Here is a 26,569-nt window from a genome sequence, read left to right as displayed (position 1 = left end):
GTGTGCCGGGGCGTGCCGTTCGTCGCAAGACGCTCGGCGGGAACGTCCCGTTCTGGCCGCAGGACGCATGAGCGTCCAAAGCACCCGGACAGTTCTCGATAACGTCCGGGTGTTTTGGACGCTCGAGCCCGTCAGGGACACCATCCGCGTGAGCGCAAAGCGCGAGACACCGGGTGCACGACCCCTCTGACGGGGTCGAGGAGATGGTGATCGACCACCCTGATGAGGAGCCACCCTTGGGCCGCGACAGCGGGCCAGCGGTCCGCATCCCGTCGGAACTGGGCGAGCTCGGCGTGCTGTCTCCCGTCGTACTCCACGGCCACCCGGTACTCGGGGTAGGCGAGATCCAGGCGGGCGACGAAGTTGCCGTCCTCGTCGCGAAGCTCCGGGTTCAGCTCGGGCTCGGGCAGGCCCGCCCGCACGAGAATGAGACGCACAGTCGTCTCCCTGGGTGATTCCGCGCCTGCCCGGACAAGGGGCAGCGCTTCGCGCAGACGACGCGCACCGCGTCGGCCGGGGCGCTGGACAGCCTCTTCCAGGTCACGGAGGTCGGCCAGCTTCCCCGTGAGGATGGCGTCGCCGGCGGCGACGAGATCATCCATGCCGAGCAGCGTGCCGAGCTGCGCCCAGGTCTCCTCCGGGGTGGGAGTGGGCAGCCCGTGTCGGAGTGTGAGGTGCTCGATCGGCAGGTCGAGGCGGTGCCCCCTGACCCCGCGGGTCCGCGGTTCTCGGGCCGGTGGGAGGGCCGAGATATGCAGGTCGATCGAGCCGAACGCGGGCAACGGGAGGCCCCACAAGCTCGCCGTGGTGGTGTGGCTGAAGAACTGCGCGGAGGTCAGGCGCGGCTCGTACGCACGACACCGTGCGAGAACGTCATCCGTCGGAAGAGGCGCACGAGCGCGGATTCCATGGAACGCGGCGTGCAGGTCTCGGGCGGTGAGCCGGTCGCGCGACACGCCCAGGCGTCGCGCCTCACTCACGGTGAACGCGGGACCCAATTCCTCCGGGAGGGGCAACCTCTGCATACCTTGACCACAGCGCAGCAGAGACGCTTGTGGTGTTGGGTTCCTCGGCTTCTGTGGCCCGATCGCACAACGATCGCGCAGGGGAGGAACCGTACGAGATGGCCTGCGCCCCGGCGGATCCCGCTTTCGCGCCCGATCGACCGTCCAGAACACCCGGACACTTGACGAAAGAGTCCGTATGTTCTGGACACTGGATCGAGACGGCGGCGTGCTGCGGCTGCGGAGCCGAGGCCCTCGCCGCGCATGGCACCCGCGCGCTTACGCGGGCTGGGCGGCGGCGCGGGTGGAGGTGGTGCGGCGGCGCACCACGATCAGTGTCGTGGCGATGAGCGACAGCACGGCCCAGACCACGAACCCGGCGATACCCGCCCCGACTCCGCCGGCCGACGACAGGGCGCCGAGCATCGCGTCGTAGGCGGGGGCGGTCGGCAGCAGGGATGCCGCGGCGGCCAGCGCGGGCGGCACGGTCGACACGATGCTCGCGCCCAGGGCCAGGGCGCCGATCACCGCCGCGATCCATCGGCCCGCTCCGCCGAACACCGCCACGAGGGCCTGGTGGACGGCGGCGAAGGCGATGCCGGCCGCGATGCACACGAGGGCGAAGAGGGCCCAGTCGCCCCAGTCGTACTTCGAGGCGATCTGGACGACGGAGGCGACCAGCAGGCCCTGCACGGCGCCGACGAGCGCAGCGGGGGCGAAGCCGCGCAGCGCGACCAGCGCGGACGGGCGACGGCTGGTGAGAGCGCGCGCCGACACCGCCTGGAATGCGACGAACGAGGCGAGCCCGCCGAACCACAGCACGGCCATGGCCAACAGGGGCACCGCGGCGAGGCCGAACAACGAATTGTCTGCGCCCGTGGCCGAGACCGGGTCGGCGACGACGTCGGCGAGGGTGGTCGCCTGGGTGTCGGTGTACGTCGGCAACTGCGCGACGGCGGTGTCGAGCCCATCGGCGAGGGAGGATGTTCCCGTCGCGACCTGCTGCACGCCGTCGGCGAGCTGGCCGGCGCCGTCCTCTGCGCCGGAGGCTCCGGATGCCAGCTGCGCGGCGCCCGAGCCGAGGGCCGCGGCTCCGGTGCCGAACTGCGTCGCGCCGTCAGTCAGTTTCGTCGCGCCCCCGGCGATGCCGTCCATGCCGCCGGCGAGCGTGCCGAGTCCGGAGGCCGCCTCGCGGGCGCCACCGGCGAGGCCGGTCGCGCCGTCGGCGAGCTGCTGGTTGGCGTCGGCGATCGCACGGATGCCCGTGGGCAGCTGCGCCGCCTGACCGGCGAGGTCGCCGATCTGCGTGACGGTGTCGGTGGCCCGGTCGAGGGAGGCCGCGGCGGCGGCTGCCGCATCGCGCAGCGCCTGGCACTGCTCCGGGGTCCCCGTGCACTCCGCCGCCGCCTTCTGCAGGGCGGCGTTCGCGTCGACGAGAGCCTTGTTGACCTGCGGGGCGGCATCGGCGAGCTTCTGCGCGTCGTCGGCGAAACCCGGCGGGATCTGGTCGGCGAGACCGTTGATCTGCGTCGCGAGCTGCTGATTGCCGGCCGCGATGCCGTCGGCACCGGTCGCGAGCTTGCTCACTCCCGCCGCGGCATCCCGCGTCCCGTTCGCGAGCGCCGTCGAGCCCGATGCCAACTGCGTCGCGCCGTCGGCGAGCGGACCCGCGCCGGCCGCGAGCTGCGACGCCCCATCGGCGAGGCTCGAGGCTCCGTTCGAGAGCTGTCCCAGGCCGTCGCGCAGATCACCCGCGCCGGACGCGGCCTGCGATGCCCCGTCGGCCAGCTGATGGGCGCCGCTCGCCGCGGAACCGAGCTGGTCGCCCAGCGTCGTGAAGCCAAGGAAGACGTTCTTCAGATACTGAGAGGACAGCTCGCCCCCGTAGACGCTCGTGGCGGTCGTTGCGAGCGCGGAGGTGATCGCTCCGTCGACGACGCGCGCGTCGGGAGCGGTCTGCACGCCGATGGTCGCCTTGACCGGCGTCTCGCCGGGGCGCGTCGACAACGAGGCGGCGGTGAAGTTCTCGGGGATCGTGACGACGGCGGTGTAGGTGCCGTCGGCGAGACCGGCCGCGGCATCCTCGTCATTCGAGATCACCCAGTCGATGTTGCTCGGCTGGTCGTCAGCGCCCTTCACGAGGCCGCCGGTGAGCTGGCGCCCCAGGGGAACGAGTTGACCGTTCAGCTCGACGGCCTTGTCGTCATTGACGATCGCGGCCGTGATGTTCTCGAGTCGGTCGGTGGGGTTGTACAGCGCGCCCACCAGGATGCCGCCGATCACGGCGGGCAGCAGGAGCACGCCGATGAGCGTCAACCACGTGACGGGGCGGCGCGAGCGGGAGCGCTCGACGGGGAGAGTCATGCGAACACCTCGGAGAGATCGGCGAAGGTTTCGGGTTCGGAGCGGTGCCGTCGCGGCGTGGGCAACGGGAGGGAGGTCACGTCGGGGCGGTGCGCCTCGGACAGCAGGGCGAGGGCACGGCGCTCGTCGCGGGCAGAGACGACGAGCGTGAAGGGCGACGACGCGTCGCCCGACCGCTCGCGGGCCTCGACGGCCGCGCGGCGGAGCACGTGTGCGACGTCATCGCGGGCGTCGTCGTCGAGGCGGTCGATGTCGCAGACGACGACGATGCGTGTGCCGCGGGCGACGGCCTGGGCCACGTCCGCCTCCGCCGTCGAGGGGTCGTCGAGGAGGGCGACACCGACGCGGGCGCGTACGGCACCGGCGCGTTCGGGCACCAGGAGCCCGTCGACGCGCAGCTTCCCCTCGATCTTCGACAGGCGACCGGCGAGGGCGAGGAGAAGTGCGCGCGTGGTGCGGCTCTCTCCCGTCACGAGCAGGGTGCCGCCGTACCCCAGTCGCATCGACACGTCGCGGAAGACCGGCTCCTCGGTCTCGGAGGCGACGCTGGTGCGCAGGTCGTCGGCGGCGATCGCCATCGCGGGCTCGGAGGGCCACTCGGCGAGGTGCACCTCGCGCTCGACGGCCTCGCCCTCGACGTCGAGCTTGGGCAGGATGCGGTCGAGCCAGCGCGGCATCCACCAGGCCTTCGCGCCCAGCAGCGCGAGGATCGCCGGGACGAGGGTCATGCGTACGAGGAACGCGTCGACGGCCACGCCGACCGCGAGCCCCAGGGCGATGGGCTTGAGACTCGAGTCGCCCTCGGGCACGAACGCGACGAACACGGCGAACATGATGACCGCGGCCGCCACGACGACACGGGCGGATGCCGCGAAGCCGCTGCGCACCGCGCCGAGTGCCACCTCGCGGGGTGTGCGCCCCTCGCGCTTCGCGTGGACGTAGTCCTCGCGCATGCGCGAGACGAGGAAGACCTGGTAGTCCATGGCGAGGCCGAAGAGCACGCCCATGACGACGATCGGCATGAAGCTGATGATGGGCCCGACCTTCGCGACATGCAGCGCATCGGCGAACCAGCCCCACTCGAACACCGCGGCGACCACGCCGAACGAGGCGGCGACCGACAGCAGATATCCGCCCGCAGCGGTGAGCGGAACCCAGATCGAGCGGAACACGATCATCAGCAGCACGAGGGAGAGTCCGACGACGAAGAGGCCGAAGGGCAGGAGCGCGGCTCCGAGCTGGTCGGAGATGTCGATCGTCACCGCGGTGTAGCCGGTGACGAGCAGGCGCACGCCGAACTCGTCGTAGAGGCGATCCTCCTGAGCCCGCAGCTCGCGCACGAGGTCGGCGGTGCGGGGGTCGTCGGGTGCGGTCTCGGGGACGATCTGCACGATGCCGGTGTCGGCGGTCTCGTTGGGGGTGGCCAGGGCCACTTCGGCGACCCCGGGGATCTTGGCGATCTCGTCGCCGATGTCGGTCATGAGGGTGAGGGGATCGTTCGAGGTCACGATCGTGCCGGTCATGATGAGCGGCCCGTTCGCTCCCGGTCCGAAGTACTCGTCGGTCAGCTCGTAGGCGACGCGCGCCTCGTCGCCCTCGGGCAGTTGGCCGGCGTTCGGCAGAGTCAGGGCCAGCGACGCGGCGGGAACGGCGGTGACGCCGAGCAGCCCGATCACCGCGACGGTGGTGACCACCGGATGCCGGGTCACCAGGCCGACCCAGCGCTTGGCGGGGCCGTTCCGCTCGGCTTTGATGGCCGCGGTGGTGGCGCGTCGCACGCTCTCGGCGGCGGCCTCTTCGGCGGCGGCCGTGTCGTCTTCGGCGGTGGCGGTGCGCGAGCGCTTCTTCGGGCGCTTGTATCCCCACCCGACGACACGGTGACCGGCGAAGCCGAGGAAGGCCGGCGTGAGCGTCAGCCCGACGCACACCGCGATCGCGACGGCGACGGAGGCGGCGATCCCCATGGTCGTCAGGAACGGGATGCCGGCGAAGCTCAGCCCGATGAGGGCGATGAGCACCGTGATGCCGGCGAACACCACGGCCGAACCCGCGGTGCCGACCGCGCGGGCCGTGGACTCCTCGGGGTCCATGCCCGCTCTCGTCTGGTCTTGATGTCGAGACACGATGAAGAGCGCGTAGTCGATGCCGACCGCCAGGCCCAACATCACCGCCAGCAGCGGAGTCGTCGACGACACGGTCGCGAAGCCGGTCGCGATGAAGATGAGGGCGATCGAGAGGGCGACGCCCAGGATGGCGGTGGCCAGCGGCATCCCGGCCACCAGGAACGAGCGGAACGTCACCATCAGCACGAGCGCGGCGATGAGCACGCCGAGGGCTTCGGTGAGTGAGGCGCCGGGGATCTCGGTGGCGAACAGCTGCCCACCGAGAACGGATTGCGAACCGGGGGGAAGTGCCTCGCCCAGAACCGTCGCGGCCTCGCGGAGCCCGTCTTCGGTGGCCTGCGGCACCTCGGTGGCCTCGCCGGAGAACTGGATGCGGACGATGGCGGCGCGTTCGTCGTCGGAGATGCCGCCCGAGATGCGGGTGTCGTAGGGGTCGGTCACGGCTTCGACGAAATCGAGGTCGCCGATGTCGGTCGACGTCTTCTGCACGGCGTCTTGATACGCCGGGTCGGTGACCTTCGCCCCGTCGGCGGAGACCACGATGATCTCGGCGCTGGCGCCGCTCACCTGGGGGAACGTGCGCCCGAGCATCTCGAGACCCGCCTGCGACTCCGTGCCGGGGATAGTGAAGGTGTTGTCGGTGCCCTTCGCGAACAGCGCGACACCTCCGCCGGCGAGCACGAGCACGAGCAGCCAGGCCGTGAGAACGCGCCACGGGTGACGGAACGACCAACGCCCGAGGGTGTACAGGAATGTCGACACGGTGACTCCCAGATCGGTGAACGGGTCGATACATCACCGTATCGGATACAACAATGTATCCTAGACCCTCGGGGGTGCTGTCGAACCTGGATGTCACCCGAGAACAGGAGGCCTCGGATGACCGATTCCGCGCCCGCGACGACGCGCCGCCGCGAGAACACACGCGTCCGTCTCATGGATGCCGCAGCCGAGATGTTCGCCGAGGTCGGCATCGACGGAGCGTCGGTCGAGGCCATCTGCGAGCGTGCCGGCTTCACTCGCGGCGCGTTCTACTCCAACTTCGGGTCGAAGGAGGAGCTCTTCCTGGCCCTGTGCGCGCGATCGGCGGAGACGACGATCGCGGCGGTGCGCGCGCGCGTCACATCGATCGAGAGTCGCGGCCTCGAAGACGCCGGCGACGTGCTGCAGCTCGTCCAGGAGGTGCTCGAGGCCACCGGCGAGGACCGGCTGGACGTCCTCCTCGGGGCCGAAACGCGCCTTCAGGCGCTGCGCAACCCGGGTTTCGCCGAGGCCTACCTGGCTCTCAACCAGGGCATGGGGGAGAGCGTCACCCAGCTCGTCCGTGACATCGCCGCCGCGCGGGGACTCTCGCTCCGCGTTCCTGCGGACGTGGCCACCGATCTTCTGCTGTCGGTGTGGATTTCGACGTCCGAGACGGCGTTGCTCACTCGTCAGGCGCCGTCGGAGTCGCGGTCCGGTCTGGCGGATCGCCTGTCACAGGTGGTCGGCCTCATCCTCGAGTGAGCAGGTCGTGGCAGCGGCCGAGGCGCGCCACCCACCAGTCGCGCCGTTCGTCGTCGGCGGCCACGCGGTCGAGGTCGAGGCCGGTGGGGCGCGGGCGCTCGAGGGAGAGCACCCCGCCACGGGCCACAAGGGGGGATGCCACCACGTCGGCGGCGAACAGCGAGGCTGTGCCCAGCCCGCAGTCGTAGGGGAGCGCGGGCAGCGATGCCGCGAGGGCGGCGCCCATCGACAGCCCGATCGAGGTGTCGAGCGCGCTGGAGACGACGACGGGGAGTCCCGCCTGCCGCACGATCTCGCGTGCCGCGTGGACACCGCCGAGGGGCTGCGCCTTGATGACGAGCAGATCGGCCGCGCCGCTGCGCGCGACGCGGAGCGGGTCCGCCGCCTTGCGGACGCTTTCATCGGCGGCGATCGGGATGTCGAGGTAGGCGATGCGTTCCCGCAGCTGCGCGAGCTCCTCGATCTCGGCGCACGGCTGTTCGACGTATTCCAGGTCGAACTCGGCCAGGGCGTGCACGGCCCGTTCCGCCTCGTCGACGTTCCACGCCGCGTTGGCGTCGATGCGCACACGCCCCTCCGGGCCCATGCTCTCGCGCACCGCGCGGACCCGCGCGACGTCGTCGGCGAGGGTCTGCCCGGCCTCGGCCACCTTCACCTTGACCGTCCGGCATCCGTCGTATCGGGCGAGGAGCCCGGCGACCTCGGATGCCGCGACCGCGGGCATCGTCGCGTTCACTCCGACGCCGTCGCGGACCGGGGCGGGGGAGGCCGCCCACCCGTAGTCGACGGCGGCGGCGAGCCAGGTCGCGGCCTCGGTGTCGTCGTACTCCACGAAGGGCGAGAACTCCGTCCATCCCTCCGGTCCCTCGAACACGAGCGCTTCGCGCGTGAGGATGCCGCGGAAACGGGCGGCGAGGGGAAGCGACACCACCCGCGCGGTGGCGAGGATGTCGGCGAGCGGGGGGAGGGCGACGGTGCTCATGCCCTCATCATGGTGCTCAGCGGTGGTTCGGAGCAGGGGGCCCGCCGGGGAGGAATTTCTGCCGTTCGTCACTGTACGACGCTGACAGGTTGCGCTGGTGGTCGAGCGACTCCATCGCCCCCTCGAATTCCGCCCGCGTGCGTCGCGGGCCGAACAGGTAGTCGCGCATCCGCGCGAGGATCGACACCTTCTTCGTCATGATGACTCCGATCGTCGTGAACCCTCCACGCTACGTGCGGTCGCCCGCGAGGTCCACCCGTCTCGGCGCCCGGCAGCGGGCATAGGCTGACGCCATGCTCTTCGACACCCCCGTCCGGCTCGGCGTCCAGATCCAGCCGCAGCACGTGCAGTACTCCGACATCCGCGACGCCGTCCTCCGTCTCGAGGAGATGGGCGTCGACGTCCTGTTCAACTGGGACCACTTCTTCCCTCTCTACGGCGATCCCGACGGCGAGCACTTCGAGGCGTGGACGATGCTGGCCGCGTGGGCCGAGCAGACCGAGCGCGTCGAGTTCGGCGCTCTCGTCAACTGCAACAGCTACCGCAACGCCGACCTGCAGGCCGACATGGCCCGCACCGTCGACCACATCAGCAAGAAGGGCGGCGACACCGGTCGCTTCATCTTCGGCACGGGTTCCGGATGGTTCCAGCGCGACTACGACGAGTACGGGTACGAGTTCGGCACCGCGGGGTCGCGGTTGAACGCCCTCGCGACCGACCTCGATCGCATCGCCGCCCGCTGGTCGAAGCTCAACCCCGCACCCACCCGTGAGATCCCCGTCATGATCGGCGGCAAGGGCGAGCAGAAGACCCTTCGGATGGTCGCCCGTCACGCCCACATCTGGCACAGCTTCGTCACGCCCGACGAGCTGCCGCACAAGTTCGAGGTCATCGAGCGCTGGGCCGAGACCGAGCAGCGCGACCTCTCGAACCTCGTCGTCTCGAACGAGCTCAAGGACCGCGACGAGGACGTCGCCGACGCGCTCTTCGACGCCGGAACCCGCCTGTTCACGCTCGGCTTCTCGGGTCCTGAGTGGGACTACTCGCTCGTCGAGCGCTGGCTGCGCTGGCGCGACGCGAAGAACGCGTGACCGCGGGCGCCCCGATCGCTGAGGGCGCCCCACGACGACAGCGGCGCCCCGATTCGATCGGGGCGCCGCTGTCGTCGTTCACGGCTCGAACTGTGCTCCGCCGGACGTGCCCGTCCAGTTCTTCACGGCCTCGCCGGCGTGGTACGCCGTCTCGCTCTGATGGTTCATCGAGCGCCGTGCATCCTCGGACTGGTCGTGTGAGGGAGCACCCAGGAAGTATTCGCGGATGCGGCCCAGAATCGACACCTTCTTCGTCATGCTGACTCCGATCGTCGGGTTGCCCAGGCTACGGCGCTCCACGGGGTCCGTCCACAGGTGGGCGCCCGCCGGTCCGTGCGGGGCGCCCGCGCGTAGGCTGAAACCGTGACCGTCTCCGAGCTCTTCGACCCCGCGGAATGGACCCTGGCGCCCGGCGCCGAGGGGTACACCGACATCACCGCCCACGTCACCCACGACGGCCGCGTCGCGCGCATCGCGTTCGACCGCCCGGAGGTGCGCAACGCCTTCCGTCCGCACACCGTCGACGAGTTGTACCGCGCCCTCGACATCGCGCGGCAGGACCACCGGATCGGCGTCGTCCTGCTGACGGGCAACGGCCCGAGCCAGAAAGACGGCGGGTGGGCGTTCTGCTCCGGGGGCGACCAGCGCATCCGGGGGCGCGACGGCTACAAGTACTCGCACGAAGAGCATATCGTGCACGACCCGGGCCGCGCCGGTCGTCTGCACATCCTCGAGGTCCAGCGCCTCATCCGGTTCATGCCGAAGGTCGTCATCGCCGTCGTCCCCGGGTGGGCGGCCGGTGGCGGCCACTCGCTCAACGTCGTCTGCGACCTGTCCATCGCCAGCCGCGAGCACGGTCGGTTCAAGCAGACGGATGCCGATGTCGGCTCGTTCGACGCCGGGTACGGCTCCGCCTATTTCGCGCGCCAGATCGGTCAGAAGTTCGCGCGGGAGATCTTCTTCCTCGCCGAGGAGTACTCCGCCGAGCGGGCGTACGAGATGGGCGCGGTCAACCGAGTCGTCGCGCACGCCGATCTCGAACGCGAAGCGCTGTCGATGGCCCGCACGATCCTGACGAAGTCGCCCACCGCGATCCGCATGCTCAAGTACGCCTTCAACGCCGTCGACGACGGGCTCGTCGGCCAGCAGCTGTTCGCCGGGGAGGCGACGCGTCTCGCGTACGGCACGGATGAGGCGGTCGAGGGACGTGACTCCTTCCTCGAGAAGCGCGAGCCCGACTGGTCCGACGTGCCGTGGCACTACTGATGGCTCGGACCCGCCCGTGAGGCTCGAGCCGCCGGCATCCACGGATCCGCGCGATGTGCTGCGAGCACTGAGGGCGGCCGTCGTCGGAGCAGGTCCCGCCGCCGCCCTGGGCGGCGGTGCGCTGCCCGAGGACGTGCCACCCGGAACCGCCGTCGTCGTGACGACCTCGGGCTCGACCGGTGTGCCGAAGTCGGTCGTGATCAGCCGGAACGCCCTCATCGCGAGCGCGTACGCGACCGCGGCGCGCATCGGGGAGGGGGCGTGGCTGCTGGCCGTGCCGGCGACCTACGTCGCAGGCGTGCAGGTTCTCGTGCGCGCCCTGCTGGCCGATCGCGAGCCCGCGGTCGTCGCGGGGCCCTTCCGCCCCGAGCCGTTCGCCGCGGCGGCGCGCGGAATGGCGTCGCACGACAACGGCGCCCGCGTGCCGACCTACACCTCCCTCGTCCCCGCGCAGCTGCAGCGGCTGGTGGATGCCGCGGACGCCGATCCGACGGTGGCCGAGGCGCTGCGCTCGTTCGAGGCGATCCTCATCGGCGGTCAGGCCCTCGCGCCGTCGGTGGCGGCGCGTGCGGAGGCCCTCGGCGCCCGGATCGTGCGCACCTACGGCTCGAGCGAGACGAGCGGGGGCTGCGTCTACGACGGCGTGCCGCTCGACGGGGTCGGGATGACGGTCGTCGACGGCGAGGTGCTCCTGTCGGGACCCACGCTCGCGGAGGGCTATCTCGGTGACCCCGAGCGCACGGCATCCGTCTTTCCCGTCGGCGCCGACGGCACCCGCTGGTACCGCACGGGCGACGGGGGCGAGATCGTCGACGGCGTGCTGAGCGTGACCGGTCGGATCGACAACGTCGTCGTCTCGGGCGGGGTGAACGTCTCCCTCGACCGGGTGGAGGCGGCGGTGCGAGCCATCGCGGGGCTCGAGGAGGCGGTGGTCGTCCCGATCCCGGATGCCGAGTGGGGACAGGGGTCCGCCGTCGTGGTCCCGGGCATCCCACCGGCCGCGGAGGCCGCGGTCCTCGAGCGCATCCGCGCGGTGGTGGGTTCGTCGATGGGGGCACCGGCGCGTCCGGCGCGGGTCGTCTCGATCGCCGAGCTCCCGACGCTGTCGTCGGGAAAGCCCGACCGAGCGGCGCTGCGCGCCGCGGTCGCGCTCGACTCGCGGGCATGAGCGCGACCCGCGGGCGAGATCGTACGGGCACGGGCACGACGCGCGGACAGGGGCACGACCGGCGGGCATAGGATTGCCCTCCGTGGCAGCACCCTCTCGCAAGCGTTCGCACCCCGCCAAGAAGCGTCGCCCCGGCGGCAACCCGCAGAAGGCGAAGGCGGGTGCGCCGCAGGCCACCGCCCCGGCCACGGCGCGCGACTGGATCGCGGCCGCCCGCCTGCGGACCCTTCCGCTCGCCATCACCCCCGTGTTGATCGGAACGGGAGCGGCGACGCTCGTCGACGAGCGGCTCCACTGGGTGATCGCGCTCGCCTGTCTGGCGGTCGCGTTCGCCCTGCAGATCGGCGTCAACTACGCCAACGATTATTCCGACGGCATCCGGGGGACCGACGACGTGCGCGTGGGGCCCGGACGCCTCACCGGGGGCCGGAAGGCGAAGCCGCGCACGGTGCTGATCGTCGCGCTCGCGTTCTTCGCGCTCGCCGCCGTCATCGGGCTGGCGCTGGTCGTACGCACGGGACAGTGGTGGCTGCTCGCGGTCGGGGCCGTCTGCATCGTCGCCGCGTGGTTCTACACGGGGGGCAAGCGCCCCTACGGCTACAACGCGATGGGCGAGCTCTTCGTCTTCGTGTTCTTCGGCCTCGTCGCCACCCTCGGCACGACGTGGCTGCAGGTGCAGGCGCTACCGCAGGAAGCATGGTTCGGCGCGGTCGCCGCGGGTCTGCTCGCGTGCGCCGTGCTGCTGGCCAACAACCTGCGCGACATCGATCAGGACCGCCTCGCCGGAAAGCGCACGCTGTCGGTGCTGATCGGCCGGCGTCCCACCCAGGTGCTGTTCACGCTCTTCGTGCTCGTCCCGTTCGCGATCGCCGTGTTCCTGGCGTTCGTGTACCCGATCGCCTGGCTGACCCTCATCGCGTCGCTCGGCGGCCTGGCCGCGATCCTCATCGTGTGGACGTACCGCACACCCCGGGAGCTCATCACGGCGCTGCAGGTGACGAGCTTCACGTCCGTCGCCTACGGCGCGCTGCTCTTCTGGGCGTTCGCCGGCTGATCCGGACCCCGCGGGGGTCCGACCGCCCCTTGCGGAGGGGCGCCGTGATCTGCGTCGCCCCGCCGTCGGTCGAGCGCGCCGGTCGGACCGGATGACGGGAGGGGTGCGGGCGTCCGGCCGGGGGTTCCCGTGCGGCCGAGTCGGCCGGTGGGAGCTCAGTCCGCGGCGGGCCGTTGCTCGCGGTCGACGTCGACGCGTGCGGCGTCGACCACCGCGTCTTCGGCATCGGCGTCGGAGTCCGCACCGGAGCGGCGTCCTGTCGTCGTGCTGCGCTGCGTGCGGCGCTCGGCGAGTCCGCCGGTGACCTTCTCGAGGGGGCGGCGGAGGAACAGCAGCGAGAGGCTGAAGCCGATGAGGGCCGCGAAGATCGCCGCGAGCCAGGGGAGCTCCTGGAACACGGGGAACAGCAGCAGGACGCCGAGCGGCACGAGGAACGCGAGCAATCGCAGCACCGTGTAGACGAGGGCCGAACGTGCGCGCATTCGTCCATTCTACGGCGGCGGCCTTCGCCTCCTTCCCGGGTCGTTCGACGGTGGGGGATGAGGAAGAGCTCCGGGCCCTCGTCCAGCCGACGCACGTAGAATCGGTCCATGGCACGGCTGCTTCTCATCCTGGCGTTCGTGGCGGTCCTGTTCTGGGTCTACACGATCGTCGACTGCGCTGTGCAACCCCCCTCGCGTCACCGCGGGGTCAGCAAGCCGGCGTGGATGGCCATCGTCATCCTGCTGCCGGTGCTCGGCGGCATCCTGTGGTTCCTCATCGGTCGTGGCCGGGCGAGTCAGCCGGTCGTACGTCGCGCCCCCGACGACGACCCCGAGTTCCTCGGGCGCATGACCGCCTCGGCGCGCGCCGAGCAGGACGAGCGCATCCGACGTCTCGAGGAGGAGCTCGCCCAGCTCGACGCCGACGCCGACGAACCGCCGCGCCCGCCCCGCACGACCGACCCGGGTGACACTCCCGATGGCGGCAAGCCCGGCGACGACGACACCCGCGGCCAGCGCGGCACCGTCGGCTGAGCCGCTCGTGACCTCGCCGAACGATCGGTCCGCCGCGCCCTCGACGGATGCGGCCGCCGCGCTGCTCGCCGGTCTCGTCTCCCGTGGCGTGCGGCACATCGTGGTCAGCCCCGGCTCGCGCTCGCAGGCTCTCGCCCTCGTCGCTGCCGAGCTCGAGCGCGCGGGCCTGGTCGCGTTGCACGTGCGCATCGACGAACGCGTCGCCGGCTTCACCGCGCTGGGCATCGGTCGAGAGACCGGGATGCCGGCGGTCGTCGTCTGCACGTCCGGCACCGCCGTGGCCAACCTCGTGCCGGCCGCCCTCGAGGCCCACCATGCCGGCGTGCCGCTGCTGCTGCTGACCGCCGACCGCCCGCCGGAGCTGCGCGGGGTCGGGGCGAACCAGACCACCCGGCAGCCGGGGCTGTTCCGCTCGGCGACCCGGTTCGAGGCCGATCTCGCCGTTCCCGAGGCGGTCGACCACACCGGGGATGACGAGCAGAGCGCAGCTCTCGACCAGGTCGCGGCCGAAGCGCTCGCCGCCTCTCTCGGCGAGGGAGCGCGTGCCGCCGGTCCGGTGCACCTCAACGTGCCCTTCCGCGAGCCCCTCGCCGGCGCCGCCCCGTCGTGGCTCGCCGCGCGGGCGGCATCCCCCGCATCCGACGACGTCGCCGCCGCCGAAGATCCCGACGTGTCCGGCGCGCTGTACCAGGGGGGCGGCGGCATCGGCGTCGCCGACGTCGCGCCCGAGACCGAGGCGGCGCACCCCGTGCCCTCCGGCCTCCGCACCATCGTGGTCGCGGGAGCCGACGCCGGTCCCGCCGCCGAGCAGTTCGCGCACGACGGCGGGTTCCCCCTCGTCGCCGAGATCGTCAGCGGCGCGCGATTCGGCCGCCACGTGGTGCACGGCTACCGCGCTCTGCTGCGCGACCCCGACCTCGGCGGGCGGATCGAGCGCGTCGTGGTGTTCGGTCGCCCGACGCTCAGCCGCGAGGTGACCCGGCTGCTCATGCGCGACGACGTCGAGATCCTCGCGGTGCGCGGACCGGGCGAGCCCGTGAACCTGAACGGCGCGACGGTCGCGGTCGATGCCGTGCGACCGGCGGGCACCGGCGATCGGGCGTGGCTCGGCGAGTGGATGCGCGCTTCGCGCGACGCCGCCGTCGACCTGTCGCCGCCCGCTCCCGACGCCGAGGGGCTGGCATCCGTCGTCCCGTCGGAGCGGCTCGGGGCGATCAACGCCGAGGTCGGCGTGATGCGGGCGCCCGTGGATCGGGCCGCCCTCGTCGACGCGCTGTGGCGGGCCACCTGGCCGCACGACCGTCTGGTGTTCGGCTCGTCGCGCATCGTCCGCGTGGCCGATGAGCTGCTCGGGGGCAAGAAGGTGACCGTGCACTCCAATCGCGGCCTTGCGGGCATCGACGGCACGATCGCCACCGCGACGGGCGTCGCCCTTGCCAGCCAGGTCGACGAGAGACCGGGCGTCACGCGCCTGCTGCTGGGCGATCTCGCCTTCCTGCACGACATGGGCGCGCTGCTGCTGCCGCCGGGGGAGCAGGAGCCGCGCCTGCAGGTCGTGGTCGGGAACGACGGAGGCGGCACGATCTTCGACGGCCTCGAGGTGGCATCCGTCGCCGGCGACGATGCGATGACGCGCGTGCAGTACACCCCCCAGACCGCGCGTCTCGAGCAGCTCGCCCTCGCCTTTGGGTGGGAGTACCACCGCTGCACCACCCGCGTCGCTCTCGATCAGGTGCTGACGGCCCCGAGCGGGCGTCGACAGCTCATCGAGGTGCCTCTGTCGCGCTGACATCCGACACCGCGCGTGCCGTCAGCGGTTCGTGTCGGGGTTCTGCGCTTTCAGCGGCTCGACGCCGACCGCGGCGCGGCTGAGCGGGGCGGATCGGCGCGCAGATGGTCGGCCGCGCGCTGGAGGATGCGGGCGAGATCGTCGATGTCCGCGTCCGTCAAGGACGAGAACAGCAATCGGTGCAGCGCGTCGATGTGGCCGGGGAACACGTTGGCGAGCACGTCCCGCCCGGCCGCGGTGAGGGCGACCACGACGCTGCGTTCGTCGTCGGGCGACGGCGAACGTGTCACCAGTCCGCGCCGCTCCAGCGTCTGCGCCTGGTAGGTCAGGCCGCTGCGGCTGTGCACCAGCTGATCGGCGAGATCGGTCATGCGCAGGCGTCCGTCCTCCGCTTCCCCCAGGGTCGCGAGGAGCTGGAACTGCACGTAGCTCAGCTCGCCGGCATCCCGCAGCTGCTTCTCGACCGCGTGTCGCAGGAGGTTGCTGACCTCGGTGAAGGCGAGGTAGGCGCGCAGCTGCGTGGGACTGACCGTGGATGCGTCGCGGCTCATTCCCCCATCTTAGCGTTGCTTCGAATTCGTAGCAGTGCTAGGGTTCCGATGTTGCTTCGAATACGAAGTATCTGACGAAGGGGAACATCATGAAGGCAATGCGATTCCACGAGATCGGCGGACCCGAGGTGCTGCGCGCAGAGGAGATCCAGCTTCCTGAGCCCGGCGCCGATCAGGTACGCCTGAGGGTCGCCGCGTCGGCGTTCAACGCCGCGGACAACGGCATGCGGGCGGGATTCCTCCCGATCCCGATCCAGCTGCCCCACGTTCCCGGCTACGACGTCTCGGGCACGGTCGACGCGGTCGGCGAGGACGTCCACGACCTCGCGGTGGGCGACGCGGTGATCGGCTTCCTGCCGATGGAGGGCGACGGCGGCGCCGCGGAGTACGTCGTCGCCCCGGCCCGGTCCCTGACCGCTGCTCCTTCCCGGGTGGATCTCGCCAATGCGGCGGCTCTCCCCTCGGTCGCTCTGACCGCGTGGCAGGCACTGTTTGACGAGGGTGGGCTTCAGGCGGGCCAGCGCCTGTTCATCGTCGGGGCCGGCGGCGCCGTGGGGGCTCACGCGATCCGTCTCGCTCGCCGTGCCGGAGCGCACGTCATCGCGACGGCGAGCCCGCGCAGTGCGTCGGCGGTCCGCGCCGCGGGTGCCGACGAGGTCGTCGACCACACCCGCACCATGCTGCGGGACGCGGTCGCCGAGCCGGTCGACGTGCTGCTCAACCTCGCTCCGATCTCCCCCGAGGAATTCACCGCGCTGGTGCCCCTCGTCCGCGACGGTGGCGTGGTCGTCAGCACCACCGCATTCATGACGACCCCCGGCGACGACGAACGCGGCGTCCGTGCGGCGACGGTGTTCGTCCGCCCGAACTCGGCCCGTCTCACCGAGATCGTCCGGCTCGTCGACGCGGGTGACCTCGCGGTGGACGTCACCCGCCGCATCCCGCTCACCGACCTGCCCGCTCTGCACGCCGAGGCGGCCGAGGGGCGCATCGCCGGCAAGGTCATCGTCGTACCCTGACGCGTGTTCCGAGTCGCAGCAGGGGTGATGATCGCGTTCATCGGCGGACCGAGCGCCGATTCGCCCCCGCCGGTGGCTCCGTCCCGCGCAGAGGTCGATCCCGTCAACCTCTCGCGTCGATCCCGGATGCCACGGCACCATGTCGGGATGAGCAGAAGCCAGAGATGGTCCACACCCGCCGCCGACGCCTTGCGCGTCGACCCGGGGTTCCGCCTCGCCGACATCGACACGCGGTCGACGCCCGGCTACGACGGAGACAAGGACGACGGCAAGGCCGATCTCGATGCCGGCCGGGAGCCGCTGGAGGACCTGCAGGAACGACTCTTCGCGGAGAGCGTGGCCGGCACGGCCACGGGGTCGGTGCTGCTGGTGCTGCAGGCGATGGACACCGCGGGCAAGGGCGGGATCGTGCGCCACGTCGTCGGCGCGGTCGACCCGCAGGGTGTCGAGCTCGCGTCGTTCAAGAAGCCCACGGCCGAGGAGCTCGCGCACGACTTCCTGTGGCGTATCGAGAAACGCCTGCCGAACACCGGCCACATCGGGGTGTTCGACCGTTCGCACTACGAAGACGTCCTCATCGGACGCGTGCGTTCCCTCGCGCCGGCGGATGAGATCGACCGCCGCTACGGCGCCATCGTCGCCTTCGAGGCGCAGGCGGCCGAGATGGGCATCCGGGTGGTGAAGGTGATGCTGCACATCTCGAAGGACGAGCAGCGCGAGCGCCTGGCGAAGCGGCTCGAGCGCCCCGACAAGCACTGGAAGTACAACCCCTCCGACGTCGACGAGCGCGAGCTCTGGGACGACTACATGGACGCCTATCAGGTCGCCATCGAGCGCACGTCGACACCGGTCGCGCCGTGGCACGTCGTCCCGGCCGACCGCAAGTGGTACGCCCGCCTCGCCGTGCAGCAGCTGCTGATCGACGCGTTGGTCGACATCGATCCGCAGTGGCCCGCGGCCGACTACGACGTCGAGGTGGAGCGCCGGCGTCTCGCCGAGTCCTGACTCAGGCCAGAGCCTCGACGATGGGACGGAATTTCACGCGCGTCTCCAGCAGCTCCGACTCCGGGACGCTGTCGGCCACGATGCCCGCCCCCGCGTAGGCGGTGATCGGCGCGGTGGGCGACGACGGAGCCGCGCGGTCGATCTGGGCGCACCGCAGCGCGATCGCCCACTCGCCGTCGCCCGAGGCCCCCGTCCAGCCGACCGCTCCGGCGTACCGGCCGCGGTCGAAGGGCTCGAGGCGGCGGATGACTTCCATCGCCGCGGTCGTCGGCGTTCCCGCGACGGCCGCGGTGGGGTGCAGCACCGAGAGCAGATCGAGCGACGAGGCGTCTTCGCTCAGCACCCCCTCCACGTCGGTGGCGAGGTGCCAGACGTTCGGGAGCTTGAGGGTGAAGGGCTGGTCCTCGGCCGCGAGCGACGACGTGTGGGGTGCAAGGGCCTTGAGCACGCTCTGCACCGCGAAGCGGTGCTCGTCCTGGTCTTTCGTGCTCCGCGTGAGACCGACGGATGCCGCGACGTCGGCGTCGGCGTCTCCTCCGCGCGCGACGGTCCCGGCGAGCACGCGTGCGGTCACGGTGCCCTTCGACACGGTCACCAGCGTCTCCGGGCTCGCGCCGATGAGACCGTCGACGGCGAACACCCAGCAGTCGGGGTAGCCCTCGAGCAGCGACCTCACCAGGCGGCGGAGGTCGGACCCCGCGGGCACCGTCCCCGCGATGTCGCGGGCCAGCACGACCTTGGCCACCTCGCGGGCGCCGATCGCCTCGATCGCCTGGCGGACGGCATCCTGGTACTTCTCGGCCGTCTGCCGACCGGGGCCCAGGGTCGCCGACCAGTGCGGACCGAAGGGGGAGCGCGGCGGAAGTTCGGGTTCGGGCTCGTCGGGGGTGTCGTCGAAAGCGAGGCGCGTGACCCACGCGCGGCCGCTGTGGCGCCCGACGATGGTCCCCGGCACGCGGAGCACGTTGTCGCGCTCGGACTGCGGGTCGAAGACGAAGGATCCGAAGGCGACGAGTCCGGTGCCCGGCACCTGCACGGGATCGTCGACCTCGGCGGCCGCCGCGATCGCGCGCCAGCGCTCGGAGATCGTCGCGTCGCCCGGCTGCGCGCCGGTGTAGCGCAGCGTCAGCAGGTCGCCGAAGGCGGCCAGCGATTCGCCGCGACGGCTCCAGAACAGCGGGTCGTACGGCGTCGTGTACGCCAGCACGTCGTCCATCGGGGCCAGCTCTCGTGTCACCACGCGCAGGCGCGGCACGACGTCATCCGCGGGTTCGAGCACGTCTTTCAGCGTAGACCCGCGCTCCTCGCCCCGGCGGTCCGCGGTCTCCGGATGCTACGGCGTCGAGGGGACGCGGCCGAGATGGTCGCGCCGGCGGGTGTCCGCCGCCCCGGACGCAGATGTCGTGCGCCGTGGCTCGCGTGGAGACCAGAGCCCGGCGCCGCGGTGCGATTTAGACTCCGGAACATGGATAACCGTCCCGCTCCCGGCACCCGCCTGCTCTTCGAATGGCGCAAGTGGGACGGTTCGCCGCACTGGGTGCAGGACAGCGTGTACCTCGGCTCCGACGAATGGGGCGAGTGGTTCGGTCAGCAGGTGGGCTGGCGCAGCGCGCGACCGGGGGCGGAGTTCGTGTGCCGGCAGCCGAACGTGACCCTCGTTCCCGCGAGTGGGGATTGGGCCTTCACGCACAACGCCGACCCCCACCCGGTCGCCGTCTACATCGACCTCGCGTGGGACGTGCGGTGGCACGACGACGGTGTGCCCCGGGGCATCGACATGGACCTCGACGTGGTGCGCCGCACCGACGAACGCGGCACCTGGATCGACGACCGCGACGAGTGGGACGAGCACCGCGTGCGGTACGGCTACCCCCTCGACATCGTGGAGCACCTGGATGCCACGGCGAGCGACCTCGAGCGACGCGTGCGCGATCGCGAGGCGCCGTTCTCGGACGACGTCACGGGTCCCTGGCTGGAACGCCTGGCGGCGCTGGCAACCCCCGGCGACGACGACCCGGCGCGCGCCTAGACTCGACGGGTGAGCAGCGACCCCAACCGCGCCGACCTCGGCAAAGACCCGCAGCGCGTCAGCGGCATGTTCGACCAGGTCGCCGCAGCCTACGACCGCACCAACTCGGTCCTGAGCCTCGGCAACGACCGCCTGTGGCGCGCGGCCGTCCTGCGGGCCGTGGCGCCGAAGAGCGGGGAGCGCATCCTCGACCTCGCGGCCGGGACCGGTACTTCGTCGATGGCCTTCGTGCCCAGCGGGGCCCACGTGGTCGCGGCCGACTTCTCGAAGGGCATGATCGCCGAGGGGCGCCGTCGTCACGGCGACGTGCCGAACCTGGAGTTCGTGCAGGCGGATGCCACCGACCTGCCGTTCGAGGACGGCGAGTTCGACGCGGTGACGATGTCGTTCGGTCTGCGCAACGTCAACGACCCCCGTCGCGCGCTCCGGGAGCTCCGCCGGGTGACCCGCCCCGGCGGCCGCATCGTCGTGTGCGAGTTCTCGCACCCGCCGTCCCGCGCGTTCAACGGTCTCTACCGCTTCTACAATGACCGGGTCCTCCCCGTCGTGGCCAAGGCCATGAGCAGCAACGCCGAGGCCTACGACTACCTCAACGAGTCGATCCGCGACTGGCCCGACCAGCCCACCCTGGCGCGCTGGATGCGCGACGCGGGATGGGATGACGTCGCCTACCGCAACCTGTCATTCGGGATCGTGGCGCTGCACCGCGGCATCCGCCCGGCCTCCTAGGGCCCTGTCAACCGTCGAGATACCCGCGGCGGCCTCCGGCTGCGCCAGGATAGGCTGAAATCGTGACCCCGAGACCGTCTGCGGCCAGCACCCGCCTGTCGGGAAAGCTGGGCCTGAGCGACCGCATCTTCGCCGGCCTGCGTTCTCGCACCCTCCTCTCCACCGTGGAGGCCGGACTGGCGCGCGTCGAGAGCGAGCTCGAGGGCGAGGTACGCAGCGCCGACAAGCTCGCCGACGTGACCGCCCGCTACCTCTACGAGGCCGGCGGGAAGAGGGTCCGGCCGATGCTCGCGATCCTCACGGCGCAGCTCGGTCAGGGCACGACCAAGGAGGTCGTCGAGGTCGCCACGGCCCTCGAGCTGACCCACCTCGGCTCGCTGTACCACGACGACGTCATGGACGGTGCCGACAAGCGTCGCGGTGTGCCCAGCGCTCAGACGGTGTGGGGCAACAACATCGCCATCCTCACCGGCGATCTGCTCTTCGCCCGCGCGAGCCAGCTGATGGCCCGCCGCGGCGAGCGGGCGATCCAGCTGCAGGCCGACACGTTCGAGCGTCTCGTGCTCGGGCAGATGCACGAGACCGTCGGCCCGCAGGACGGCGACGAGCCCGTCGACTTCTACCTGCAGGTGCTCGCCGACAAGACGGGGTCGCTCATCGCGGCTGCCGCGCAGTCGGGAATCATCTACTCCGGTGCTCCCGAGGAGTTCGAGGAGCCCATGGTCGTCTTCGGTGAGAAGGCGGGCGTCGCCTTCCAGCTGCTCGATGACGTCATCGACCTCTCGCCCGACCCGTCCGAGACGGGCAAGGTGCCCGGCACCGACCTGCGTGCGGGCGTGCCGACGATGCCGTACCTGCTTCTCGGGCATCGCTCCGACGCGGCATCCACCGATCTGCGCGCGCGCATCGACGACGGCCAGGAGCGCATCGCTGCGGGCGCCGATCCGTCGATCCTCGACGGCGCGCTCGCCGAACTGCGCGACCACGAGACCACGCACGAGACCCTGGCTCTCGCGCACCGCTGGTCGCAGGAGGCCATCGACGCTCTCGCGCCGCTGCCCGACGGTGCCGTGCGCGAGGCGCTGACGCGCTTCGCCCGCGCCGTGGCCGACCGCTCGGCCTGACCCTTTTCCCCCACCCCCCCCGATCGCGATCGAGAGGAACCCATGACGAAGCTGCGCCTCGCCATCGTCGGAGCCGGCCCCGCCGGCATCTACGCCGCGGACATCCTGCTGAAGGCCGAGCGTCAGTTCGACGTGTCGATCGACCTGTTCGAGCAGCTCCCCGCGCCCTACGGCCTGGTCCGCTACGGCGTGGCCCCCGATCACCCGCGCATCAAGGGCGTCATCACGGCCCTGCGCGAGGTGCTCGACCGCGGCGACATCCGCATCTTCGGCAACGTCCGCTTCGGCGAGGACATCACCCTCGACGACCTCAAGAAGCACTACAACGCCGTGATCTTCTCGACCGGCGCGATCCGCGACGCCGACCTCGACATCCCCGGCATCGACGCGGAGGGCTCCTACGGCGCCGCCGACTTCGTCAGCTGGTTCGACGGGCACCCCGACGTGCCGCGCGAGTGGCCGCTCGAGGCGGAGTCGGTCGCGGTGATCGGCAACGGCAACGTCGCCCTCGACATCACGCGCATGCTCGCCAAGCACGCCGACGACCTGCTGCCCACCGAGGTGCCCGACAACGTCTACCAGGGACTCAAGGCCTCGCCCGTCACCGACGTGCACGTCTTCGGCCGCCGCGGCCCCGCGCAGGTGAAGTTCACCCCCCTGGAGCTGCGCGAACTCGGCGAGCTGCGCGACGTCGACATGGTCGTCTACGACGAGGACTTCGACTACGACGAGGCGTCGAAGACCGCGATCGAGACGAACAAGCAGGTCAAGGTCATCGACCGGGTGCTGCAGCAGTGGCGCACCCGCCCGGGCGTCAACAACGCCGGGGGAGAAGCCTCGCGCCGCCTGCACCTGCACTTCTGGGCCAAGCCCCTCGAGGTCGTGAAGAACGCGGACGGCCGCGTCGCCGCCCTCCGCTACGAGCGCACCCGGCCCGACGCCGAGGGCGGGGTCGTCGGCACCGGCGAGGTCCGCGAGGTCCCGATCCAGGCGATCTACCGCGCGGTCGGTTACTTCGGTTCCCCGCTGAAGGACATCCCGTTCGACGAACTGCGCGGCGTCATCCCCAACCACGAGGGCCAGGTGCTCTCGGCCGACTCGAATTCCCGCATGCCGGGTCTGTACGCCACCGGCTGGATCAAGCGCGGCCCCGTCGGTCTCATCGGACACACCAAGTCGGACGCCATGGAGACGGTGCGCCACGTCATCAACGACCAGGGCGACTGGTGGCGCCCCGAGCACCCCGAGGAGGAGTCGATCCCGGCCCTGCTCGCGGAGCGTGGCGTGCGCTGGACCGACCTCGACGGCTGGCACCGCCTCGACGAGCACGAGATGGCCCTCGGCGCGCCGCACGAGCGTGCGCGCATCAAGGTCGTGCCCCGTGACGAGATGATCGCGATCTCGCGCGGAGAGTAACCCGCGTGTGCGAAGAGCCGCCCCGTCGTCGCGACGTGGGCGGCTCTTCCGCGTCGGGCCCAGCCGCGCCGGCGCGCCCGCAGGAGCGCGCGACCGCCGTCTCTCCGCGCCGCCGGGGCGGCTCCTCGCGAATATCATCCGCCCGTCGTGGGGGCAAGCCTGAGGCTGTGAAAATCCTTTGCTCGGCAGGATGGAGCCCACGACGAGGGGGCCGTCCGGTTCCCGCACCGAGGCGAGGGGGCCGGATGCGAACGGTGAGACGGATCGTGGCCGGAGCCTCGGCGCTGGCCCTCGCGGGCACTCTCGGGGCCTGCTCCGCCGGTGACGGGGTGCCCACCCTGACCTGGTACATCAACCCCGACGACGGCGGTCAGGCCGAGATCGCGGCATCCTGTACCGAGGCCGCCGACGGGGCGTACCGCATCGAGACCTCGCTGCTGCCGCGCGATGCCGCCTCGCAGCGCGAGCAGCTCGCCCGCCGTCTGGCGGCGAGTGACCGGTCGCTCGACATCATGAGCCTCGACCCTCCGTTCATCCCCGAGCTCGCCGAGCCCGGCTTCCTCGCGCCGGTTCCCGACGACCTGCAGAACACCGACGGCATCGTCGAAGGGGCGGTGCAGTCGGCCAGCTGGAACGGCGAGCTGGTGACGGTGCCCTTCTGGGCGAACACGCAGCTGCTCTGGTACCGCAAGTCGGTCGCCGAGGCCGCGGGCCTCGACATGACGCAGCCCGTGACCTGGGACCAGATCATCCAAGCCGCCGAGGACCAGAACAAGCAGTTGGGCGTGCAGGGCGCCCTCGCCGAGTCGCTCACGGTCTGGATCAACGCCCTGGTCGCGTCGGGCGGAGGGAAGATCCTCGAGGACCCCGAGGCGAAGCCCGACGAGATGCAGCTCGGACTCGAGTCCGACGCGGGCAAGAAGGCCGCCGAGATCATCGGGCGCATCGGCTCCTCGGGCCTGGGCGGCGCGGGGCTGCCGACCGCGGATGAGAACGCGAGCATGAACCTCTTCCAGGGCGACAACGGCTCGTTCATGGTCAACTGGCCCTTCGTCTACCCGGCCATGCAGGGGGCAGCTCCCGAGGTCGTCGACGACCTCGGCTGGGCGGTGTACCCCCGAGTGGATGCCGGCACCCCGGCCGCCCCTCCCGTCGGCGGCATCAACCTCGGCGTCGGGGCGTACAGCGAGCACGTCGACCTCGCCTGGCAGGCCGTGCAGTGCATCGTGACCCCGGAGAATCAGGCGCAGTACTTCGTCACCAACGGCAACCCGCCGTCCAACCTCGCCGCGTACGACGACGCCGAGGTGAACGAGAAGTTCCCGATGGCATCCACGATCGCGGAGTCCCTGCAGCTGGGTGCGCCCCGACCGCAGACGCCCTACTACAACGAGATCTCCATCGGACTGCAGCGCACGTGGCATCCGCCGAACGCCGTCACCCCCGATACGACGCCGCAGACCTCGACCGACTTCATCCTCGCGGTGCTCAGAGGGGAGCGACTGCTGTGACCGCCGAAATCGCCGCGGCCGGCAAGATCCGGGCCGACAAGGAACCGGGTGCGAAGCCCAAGAAGCGCCGCTCCGACCGCGCGCGGGCGGAGGCCCGGCTGGGCTGGATGCTCGCGGGCCCCGCGTTCGGCATCATGCTCCTGGTCACGCTGTACCCGATCGTGCAGGCGCTGTGGGATTCGCTGTTCAGCCTGCGCCTCACCGCGCCCGACGACCGCGAGTTCATCTGGTTCCGCAATTACCAGGTCATCCTCGGCGACCCGGCCTTCTGGCAGTCGATGGGCGTGACGCTGTTCATCACCGTCGTCACGGTGCTGCTCGAACTGATCATCGGGTTCGGGTTCGCGCTCGTCATGCACCGCGCGATCAAGAAGCTCCGCGGCTTCGCCCGCACGGCGATCCTCGTGCCCTACGGCATCATCACCGTCGTCTCGGCCTTCGCGTTCTTCTACGCCTTCGACATCAACTCCGGCGGGTACGTCAACAGCTGGCTGTCGTGGATCCCCGGGTTCGACGAGAACCTCAACTGGTTCGCTTATCAGGGCACCTCGCTCACGGTCATCATCCTCAGCGAGGTGTGGAAGACCACACCCTTCATCTCTCTCCTGCTGCTGTCGGGTCTTGCACAGGTGCCCGGCGACCTCGAGGAGGCCGCGAAGGTCGACGGGGCCACCGGCTGGGAGGTGCTGCGCCGCGTGATTCTGCCGAACATGAAGGCCGCGATCATGGTCGCCGTGCTCTTCCGCACGCTCGAGGCGTTCCGCATCTTCGACAACATCTTCATCATGACCGCGGGGGCGAACGACACCGAGGCGCTGTCGCTGCTGGCCTACAACACCTCGATCGGGCGCCTCGAGATCGGACTCGGCTCGGCGATCTCGGTGCTGCTGTTCCTCAGCGTCCTGATCATCGCCGGCATCTTCATCAAGGGCTTCAAAGTGGACCTGTCGGCGGGGAGGAACTCCTGATGCGCGCAATGACCTGGCCCCAGCGGATCATGTGGCTCGTGATCATCGCGGCCGTGCTCGTCTGGTCGCTCTTCCCGGTCTTCTCGATCGCGATGACGTCGTTCAAGACCCAGGCGGGCCTGTTCTCGGGGACGCTCCTCCCGCAGGAGTGGACGCTCGACAACTACGCCACGATCCTCGCCCCGGGCGGCAGCGCGCAGGACCTGTTCCTCCCGGCCCTGCGTAACTCGATCGGCATCTCGCTCATCGCGACCTTCATCGCCGTGGTGCTCGCGACCCTCTGCGCCTACGCGATCGCGCGCCTGGACTTCCCCGGCAAGCGCATCATCCTCACCACGGCGCTCGCGGTCTCGGTGTTCCCGATCGTGTCGATCGTCACGCCGCTGTTCAACCTGTGGCGCGTGATCGGCCTCTACGACACGTGGCTCGGCCTGATCATCCCGTACCTGTCGCTCACGCTGCCCATCTCGATCTGGACGCTCGCCGCGTTCTTCCGCCAGATCCCGTGGGAGCTCGAGCAGGCCGCGCAGGTCGACGGCGCGACCCCGTTCGAGGCGTTCCGCAAGACGGTCGTGCCGCTCGCGGCTCCCGGGGTGTTCACCACCGCGATCATCGCCTTCTTCATCGCGTGGAACGACTTCGTCTACGGCATCTCGCTGACATCGACGGATGCCGCCCGCCCGGTGCCCGCGGCCCTGTCGTTCTTCACCGGGGCCTCGCAGTTCGAGGAACCCACGGGCGCGATCTCGGCCGCGGCCATCGTCGTCACCATCCCCATCGTCATCGTCGTCGTGATCTTCCAGCGCCGGATCGTGTCCGGTCTCACGCAGGGCGCCGTCAAAGGCTAAGGAGCG

Annotated in this window: 25 protein-coding genes; 16 read left to right on the top strand and 9 right to left on the bottom strand. The window is 71.0% G+C overall.

Translation table 11 applies throughout. The annotated features are described in order from the left end of the window. Window positions 1-131: 131 nt before the first annotated feature. The 3 genes from AB0N82_RS09410 to AB0N82_RS09400 form a co-directional block, all read right to left on the bottom strand. Complete coding sequence (locus tag AB0N82_RS09410; protein ID WP_363390814.1) at window positions 132-602, bottom strand: DUF559 domain-containing protein; 471 nt, start codon at window positions 600-602, stop codon at window positions 132-134. Between the two features lie 681 nt (window positions 603-1,283). Continuing rightward, window positions 1,284-3,368, bottom strand: coding sequence for a YhgE/Pip domain-containing protein (locus AB0N82_RS09405; RefSeq protein WP_363390811.1), 2,085 nt, complete (start codon window positions 3,366-3,368; stop codon window positions 1,284-1,286). Beyond that, a complete protein-coding gene (locus AB0N82_RS09400) occupies window positions 3,365-6,253 on the bottom strand; it encodes an MMPL family transporter (RefSeq protein WP_363390808.1) in 2,889 nt (962 codons plus the stop codon). Before AB0N82_RS09400 ends, AB0N82_RS09405 begins: the two co-directional genes overlap by 4 nt. Before the next feature lie 117 nt (window positions 6,254-6,370). Between AB0N82_RS09400 and AB0N82_RS09395 the strand changes: the two genes are divergently transcribed. Continuing rightward, the gene (locus AB0N82_RS09395) at window positions 6,371-6,997 is read left to right on the top strand and encodes a helix-turn-helix domain-containing protein (RefSeq protein WP_363390805.1); all 627 of its coding nucleotides are present in this window, start codon (window positions 6,371-6,373) and stop codon (window positions 6,995-6,997) included. Here AB0N82_RS09395 and AB0N82_RS09390 read toward each other — a convergent pair. Together AB0N82_RS09390 and AB0N82_RS09385 are read right to left on the bottom strand one after the other, a co-directional pair. Continuing rightward, a complete protein-coding gene (locus tag AB0N82_RS09390; protein ID WP_315995114.1) occupies window positions 6,984-7,979 on the bottom strand; it encodes an o-succinylbenzoate synthase in 996 nt (331 codons plus the stop codon). The two genes, AB0N82_RS09395 and AB0N82_RS09390, sit on opposite strands and share 14 nt — an antisense overlap. Window positions 7,980-7,995: 16 nt before the next feature. Further along, entirely contained in the window at window positions 7,996-8,178 is a 183-nt protein-coding gene (locus AB0N82_RS09385; RefSeq protein ID WP_363390802.1) for a hypothetical protein, read from the bottom strand. A 94-nt stretch (window positions 8,179-8,272) separates the two neighbouring features. Here AB0N82_RS09385 and AB0N82_RS09380 point away from each other — a divergent pair, with 94 nt between their 5' ends. Next, window positions 8,273-9,070 (top strand): LLM class F420-dependent oxidoreductase, encoded by a 798-nt coding sequence (locus AB0N82_RS09380; RefSeq protein WP_363390799.1) that lies wholly within the window; start codon window positions 8,273-8,275, stop codon window positions 9,068-9,070. Between the two features lie 78 nt (window positions 9,071-9,148). Here the strand turns inward: AB0N82_RS09380 and AB0N82_RS09375 are convergent, their stop codons facing one another. Continuing rightward, window positions 9,149-9,328, bottom strand: a complete 180-nt coding sequence (locus tag AB0N82_RS09375) for a hypothetical protein (RefSeq protein ID WP_363390796.1) — start codon at window positions 9,326-9,328, stop codon at window positions 9,149-9,151. 105 nt (window positions 9,329-9,433) lie between these two features. On the opposite strand from AB0N82_RS09375, the gene AB0N82_RS09370 reads away from it, so the two are divergent. The 3 genes from AB0N82_RS09370 to AB0N82_RS09360 all read left to right on the top strand — a co-directional run bounded on the left by AB0N82_RS09370 (window position 9,434) and on the right by AB0N82_RS09360 (window position 12,558). Continuing rightward, window positions 9,434-10,336, top strand: a complete 903-nt coding sequence (locus AB0N82_RS09370) for a 1,4-dihydroxy-2-naphthoyl-CoA synthase (RefSeq protein ID WP_363390793.1) — start codon at window positions 9,434-9,436, stop codon at window positions 10,334-10,336. Between the two features lie 16 nt (window positions 10,337-10,352). Next, on the top strand, window positions 10,353-11,504 hold the full coding sequence (locus AB0N82_RS09365; RefSeq protein WP_363390790.1) for an AMP-binding protein: 1,152 nt from the start codon (window positions 10,353-10,355) through the stop codon (window positions 11,502-11,504). 82 nt (window positions 11,505-11,586) lie between these two features. Beyond that, the gene (locus AB0N82_RS09360; RefSeq protein ID WP_363390787.1) at window positions 11,587-12,558 is read left to right on the top strand and encodes a 1,4-dihydroxy-2-naphthoate polyprenyltransferase; all 972 of its coding nucleotides are present in this window, start codon (window positions 11,587-11,589) and stop codon (window positions 12,556-12,558) included. A 155-nt stretch (window positions 12,559-12,713) separates the two neighbouring features. Here the strand turns inward: AB0N82_RS09360 and AB0N82_RS09355 are convergent, their stop codons facing one another. After that, complete coding sequence (locus tag AB0N82_RS09355; protein ID WP_315995107.1) at window positions 12,714-13,040, bottom strand: DUF4229 domain-containing protein; 327 nt, start codon at window positions 13,038-13,040, stop codon at window positions 12,714-12,716. Window positions 13,041-13,148: 108 nt separating this feature from the next. Here AB0N82_RS09355 and AB0N82_RS09350 point away from each other — a divergent pair, with 108 nt between their 5' ends. After that, on the top strand, window positions 13,149-13,574 hold the full coding sequence (locus tag AB0N82_RS09350) for a PLD nuclease N-terminal domain-containing protein (RefSeq protein ID WP_363390784.1): 426 nt from the start codon (window positions 13,149-13,151) through the stop codon (window positions 13,572-13,574). Window positions 13,575-13,581: 7 nt separating this feature from the next. Further along, window positions 13,582-15,363, top strand: coding sequence for a 2-succinyl-5-enolpyruvyl-6-hydroxy-3-cyclohexene-1-carboxylic-acid synthase (menD, locus tag AB0N82_RS09345; protein WP_363390781.1), 1,782 nt, complete (start codon window positions 13,582-13,584; stop codon window positions 15,361-15,363). 50 nt (window positions 15,364-15,413) lie between these two features. On the opposite strand, the gene AB0N82_RS09340 is transcribed toward menD, so the two are convergent. After that, window positions 15,414-15,914, bottom strand: a complete 501-nt coding sequence (locus AB0N82_RS09340) for a MarR family transcriptional regulator (protein ID WP_363390778.1) — start codon at window positions 15,912-15,914, stop codon at window positions 15,414-15,416. An 89-nt stretch (window positions 15,915-16,003) separates the two neighbouring features. On the opposite strand from AB0N82_RS09340, the gene AB0N82_RS09335 reads away from it, so the two are divergent. After that, a complete protein-coding gene (locus AB0N82_RS09335; protein WP_363390775.1) occupies window positions 16,004-16,933 on the top strand; it encodes an NADP-dependent oxidoreductase in 930 nt (309 codons plus the stop codon). A gap of 147 nt (window positions 16,934-17,080) precedes the next feature. Beyond that, the gene (locus AB0N82_RS09330; RefSeq protein ID WP_363390772.1) at window positions 17,081-17,938 is read left to right on the top strand and encodes a PPK2 family polyphosphate kinase; all 858 of its coding nucleotides are present in this window, start codon (window positions 17,081-17,083) and stop codon (window positions 17,936-17,938) included. A gap of 1 nt (window position 17,939) precedes the next feature. On the opposite strand, the gene AB0N82_RS09325 is transcribed toward AB0N82_RS09330, so the two are convergent. Further along, window positions 17,940-19,154: an isochorismate synthase gene (locus AB0N82_RS09325; RefSeq protein ID WP_363391208.1), complete on the bottom strand. Its 1,215-nt coding sequence runs from the start codon at window positions 19,152-19,154 to the stop codon at window positions 17,940-17,942. A 249-nt stretch (window positions 19,155-19,403) separates the two neighbouring features. Here AB0N82_RS09325 and AB0N82_RS09320 point away from each other — a divergent pair, with 249 nt between their 5' ends. The 7 genes from AB0N82_RS09320 to AB0N82_RS09290 all read left to right on the top strand — a co-directional run bounded on the left by AB0N82_RS09320 (window position 19,404) and on the right by AB0N82_RS09290 (window position 26,563). Next, on the top strand, window positions 19,404-19,967 hold the full coding sequence (locus AB0N82_RS09320) for a DUF402 domain-containing protein (RefSeq protein WP_363390769.1): 564 nt from the start codon (window positions 19,404-19,406) through the stop codon (window positions 19,965-19,967). 9 nt (window positions 19,968-19,976) lie between these two features. Next, complete coding sequence (locus AB0N82_RS09315) at window positions 19,977-20,696, top strand: demethylmenaquinone methyltransferase (RefSeq protein ID WP_363390766.1); 720 nt, start codon at window positions 19,977-19,979, stop codon at window positions 20,694-20,696. A 62-nt stretch (window positions 20,697-20,758) separates the two neighbouring features. After that, window positions 20,759-21,820, top strand: a complete 1,062-nt coding sequence (locus tag AB0N82_RS09310) for a polyprenyl synthetase family protein (RefSeq protein ID WP_315995099.1) — start codon at window positions 20,759-20,761, stop codon at window positions 21,818-21,820. Between the two features lie 42 nt (window positions 21,821-21,862). Beyond that, complete coding sequence (locus AB0N82_RS09305) at window positions 21,863-23,236, top strand: FAD-dependent oxidoreductase (RefSeq protein ID WP_363390763.1); 1,374 nt, start codon at window positions 21,863-21,865, stop codon at window positions 23,234-23,236. Between the two features lie 245 nt (window positions 23,237-23,481). Continuing rightward, a complete protein-coding gene (locus AB0N82_RS09300; RefSeq protein ID WP_315995097.1) occupies window positions 23,482-24,747 on the top strand; it encodes an extracellular solute-binding protein in 1,266 nt (421 codons plus the stop codon). A gap of 26 nt (window positions 24,748-24,773) precedes the next feature. Continuing rightward, window positions 24,774-25,715: a sugar ABC transporter permease gene (locus AB0N82_RS09295; RefSeq protein WP_307387111.1), complete on the top strand. Its 942-nt coding sequence runs from the start codon at window positions 24,774-24,776 to the stop codon at window positions 25,713-25,715. Further along, the gene (locus AB0N82_RS09290) at window positions 25,715-26,563 is read left to right on the top strand and encodes a carbohydrate ABC transporter permease (protein ID WP_315995096.1); all 849 of its coding nucleotides are present in this window, start codon (window positions 25,715-25,717) and stop codon (window positions 26,561-26,563) included. The genes AB0N82_RS09295 and AB0N82_RS09290 overlap by 1 nt, the downstream gene beginning before the upstream one ends. The last annotated feature ends 6 nt before the right edge of the window (window positions 26,564-26,569 follow it).

Origin of the sequence: Microbacterium sp. NPDC089186, assembly GCF_040685115.1 — a bacterium.
In the GTDB taxonomy this organism is placed as follows: domain Bacteria; phylum Actinomycetota; class Actinomycetes; order Actinomycetales; family Microbacteriaceae; genus Microbacterium; species Microbacterium galbum.
The sequence above is the reverse complement of the archived record's forward strand: the minus strand, read 5'-3'. Positions and strand labels throughout refer to the sequence as shown.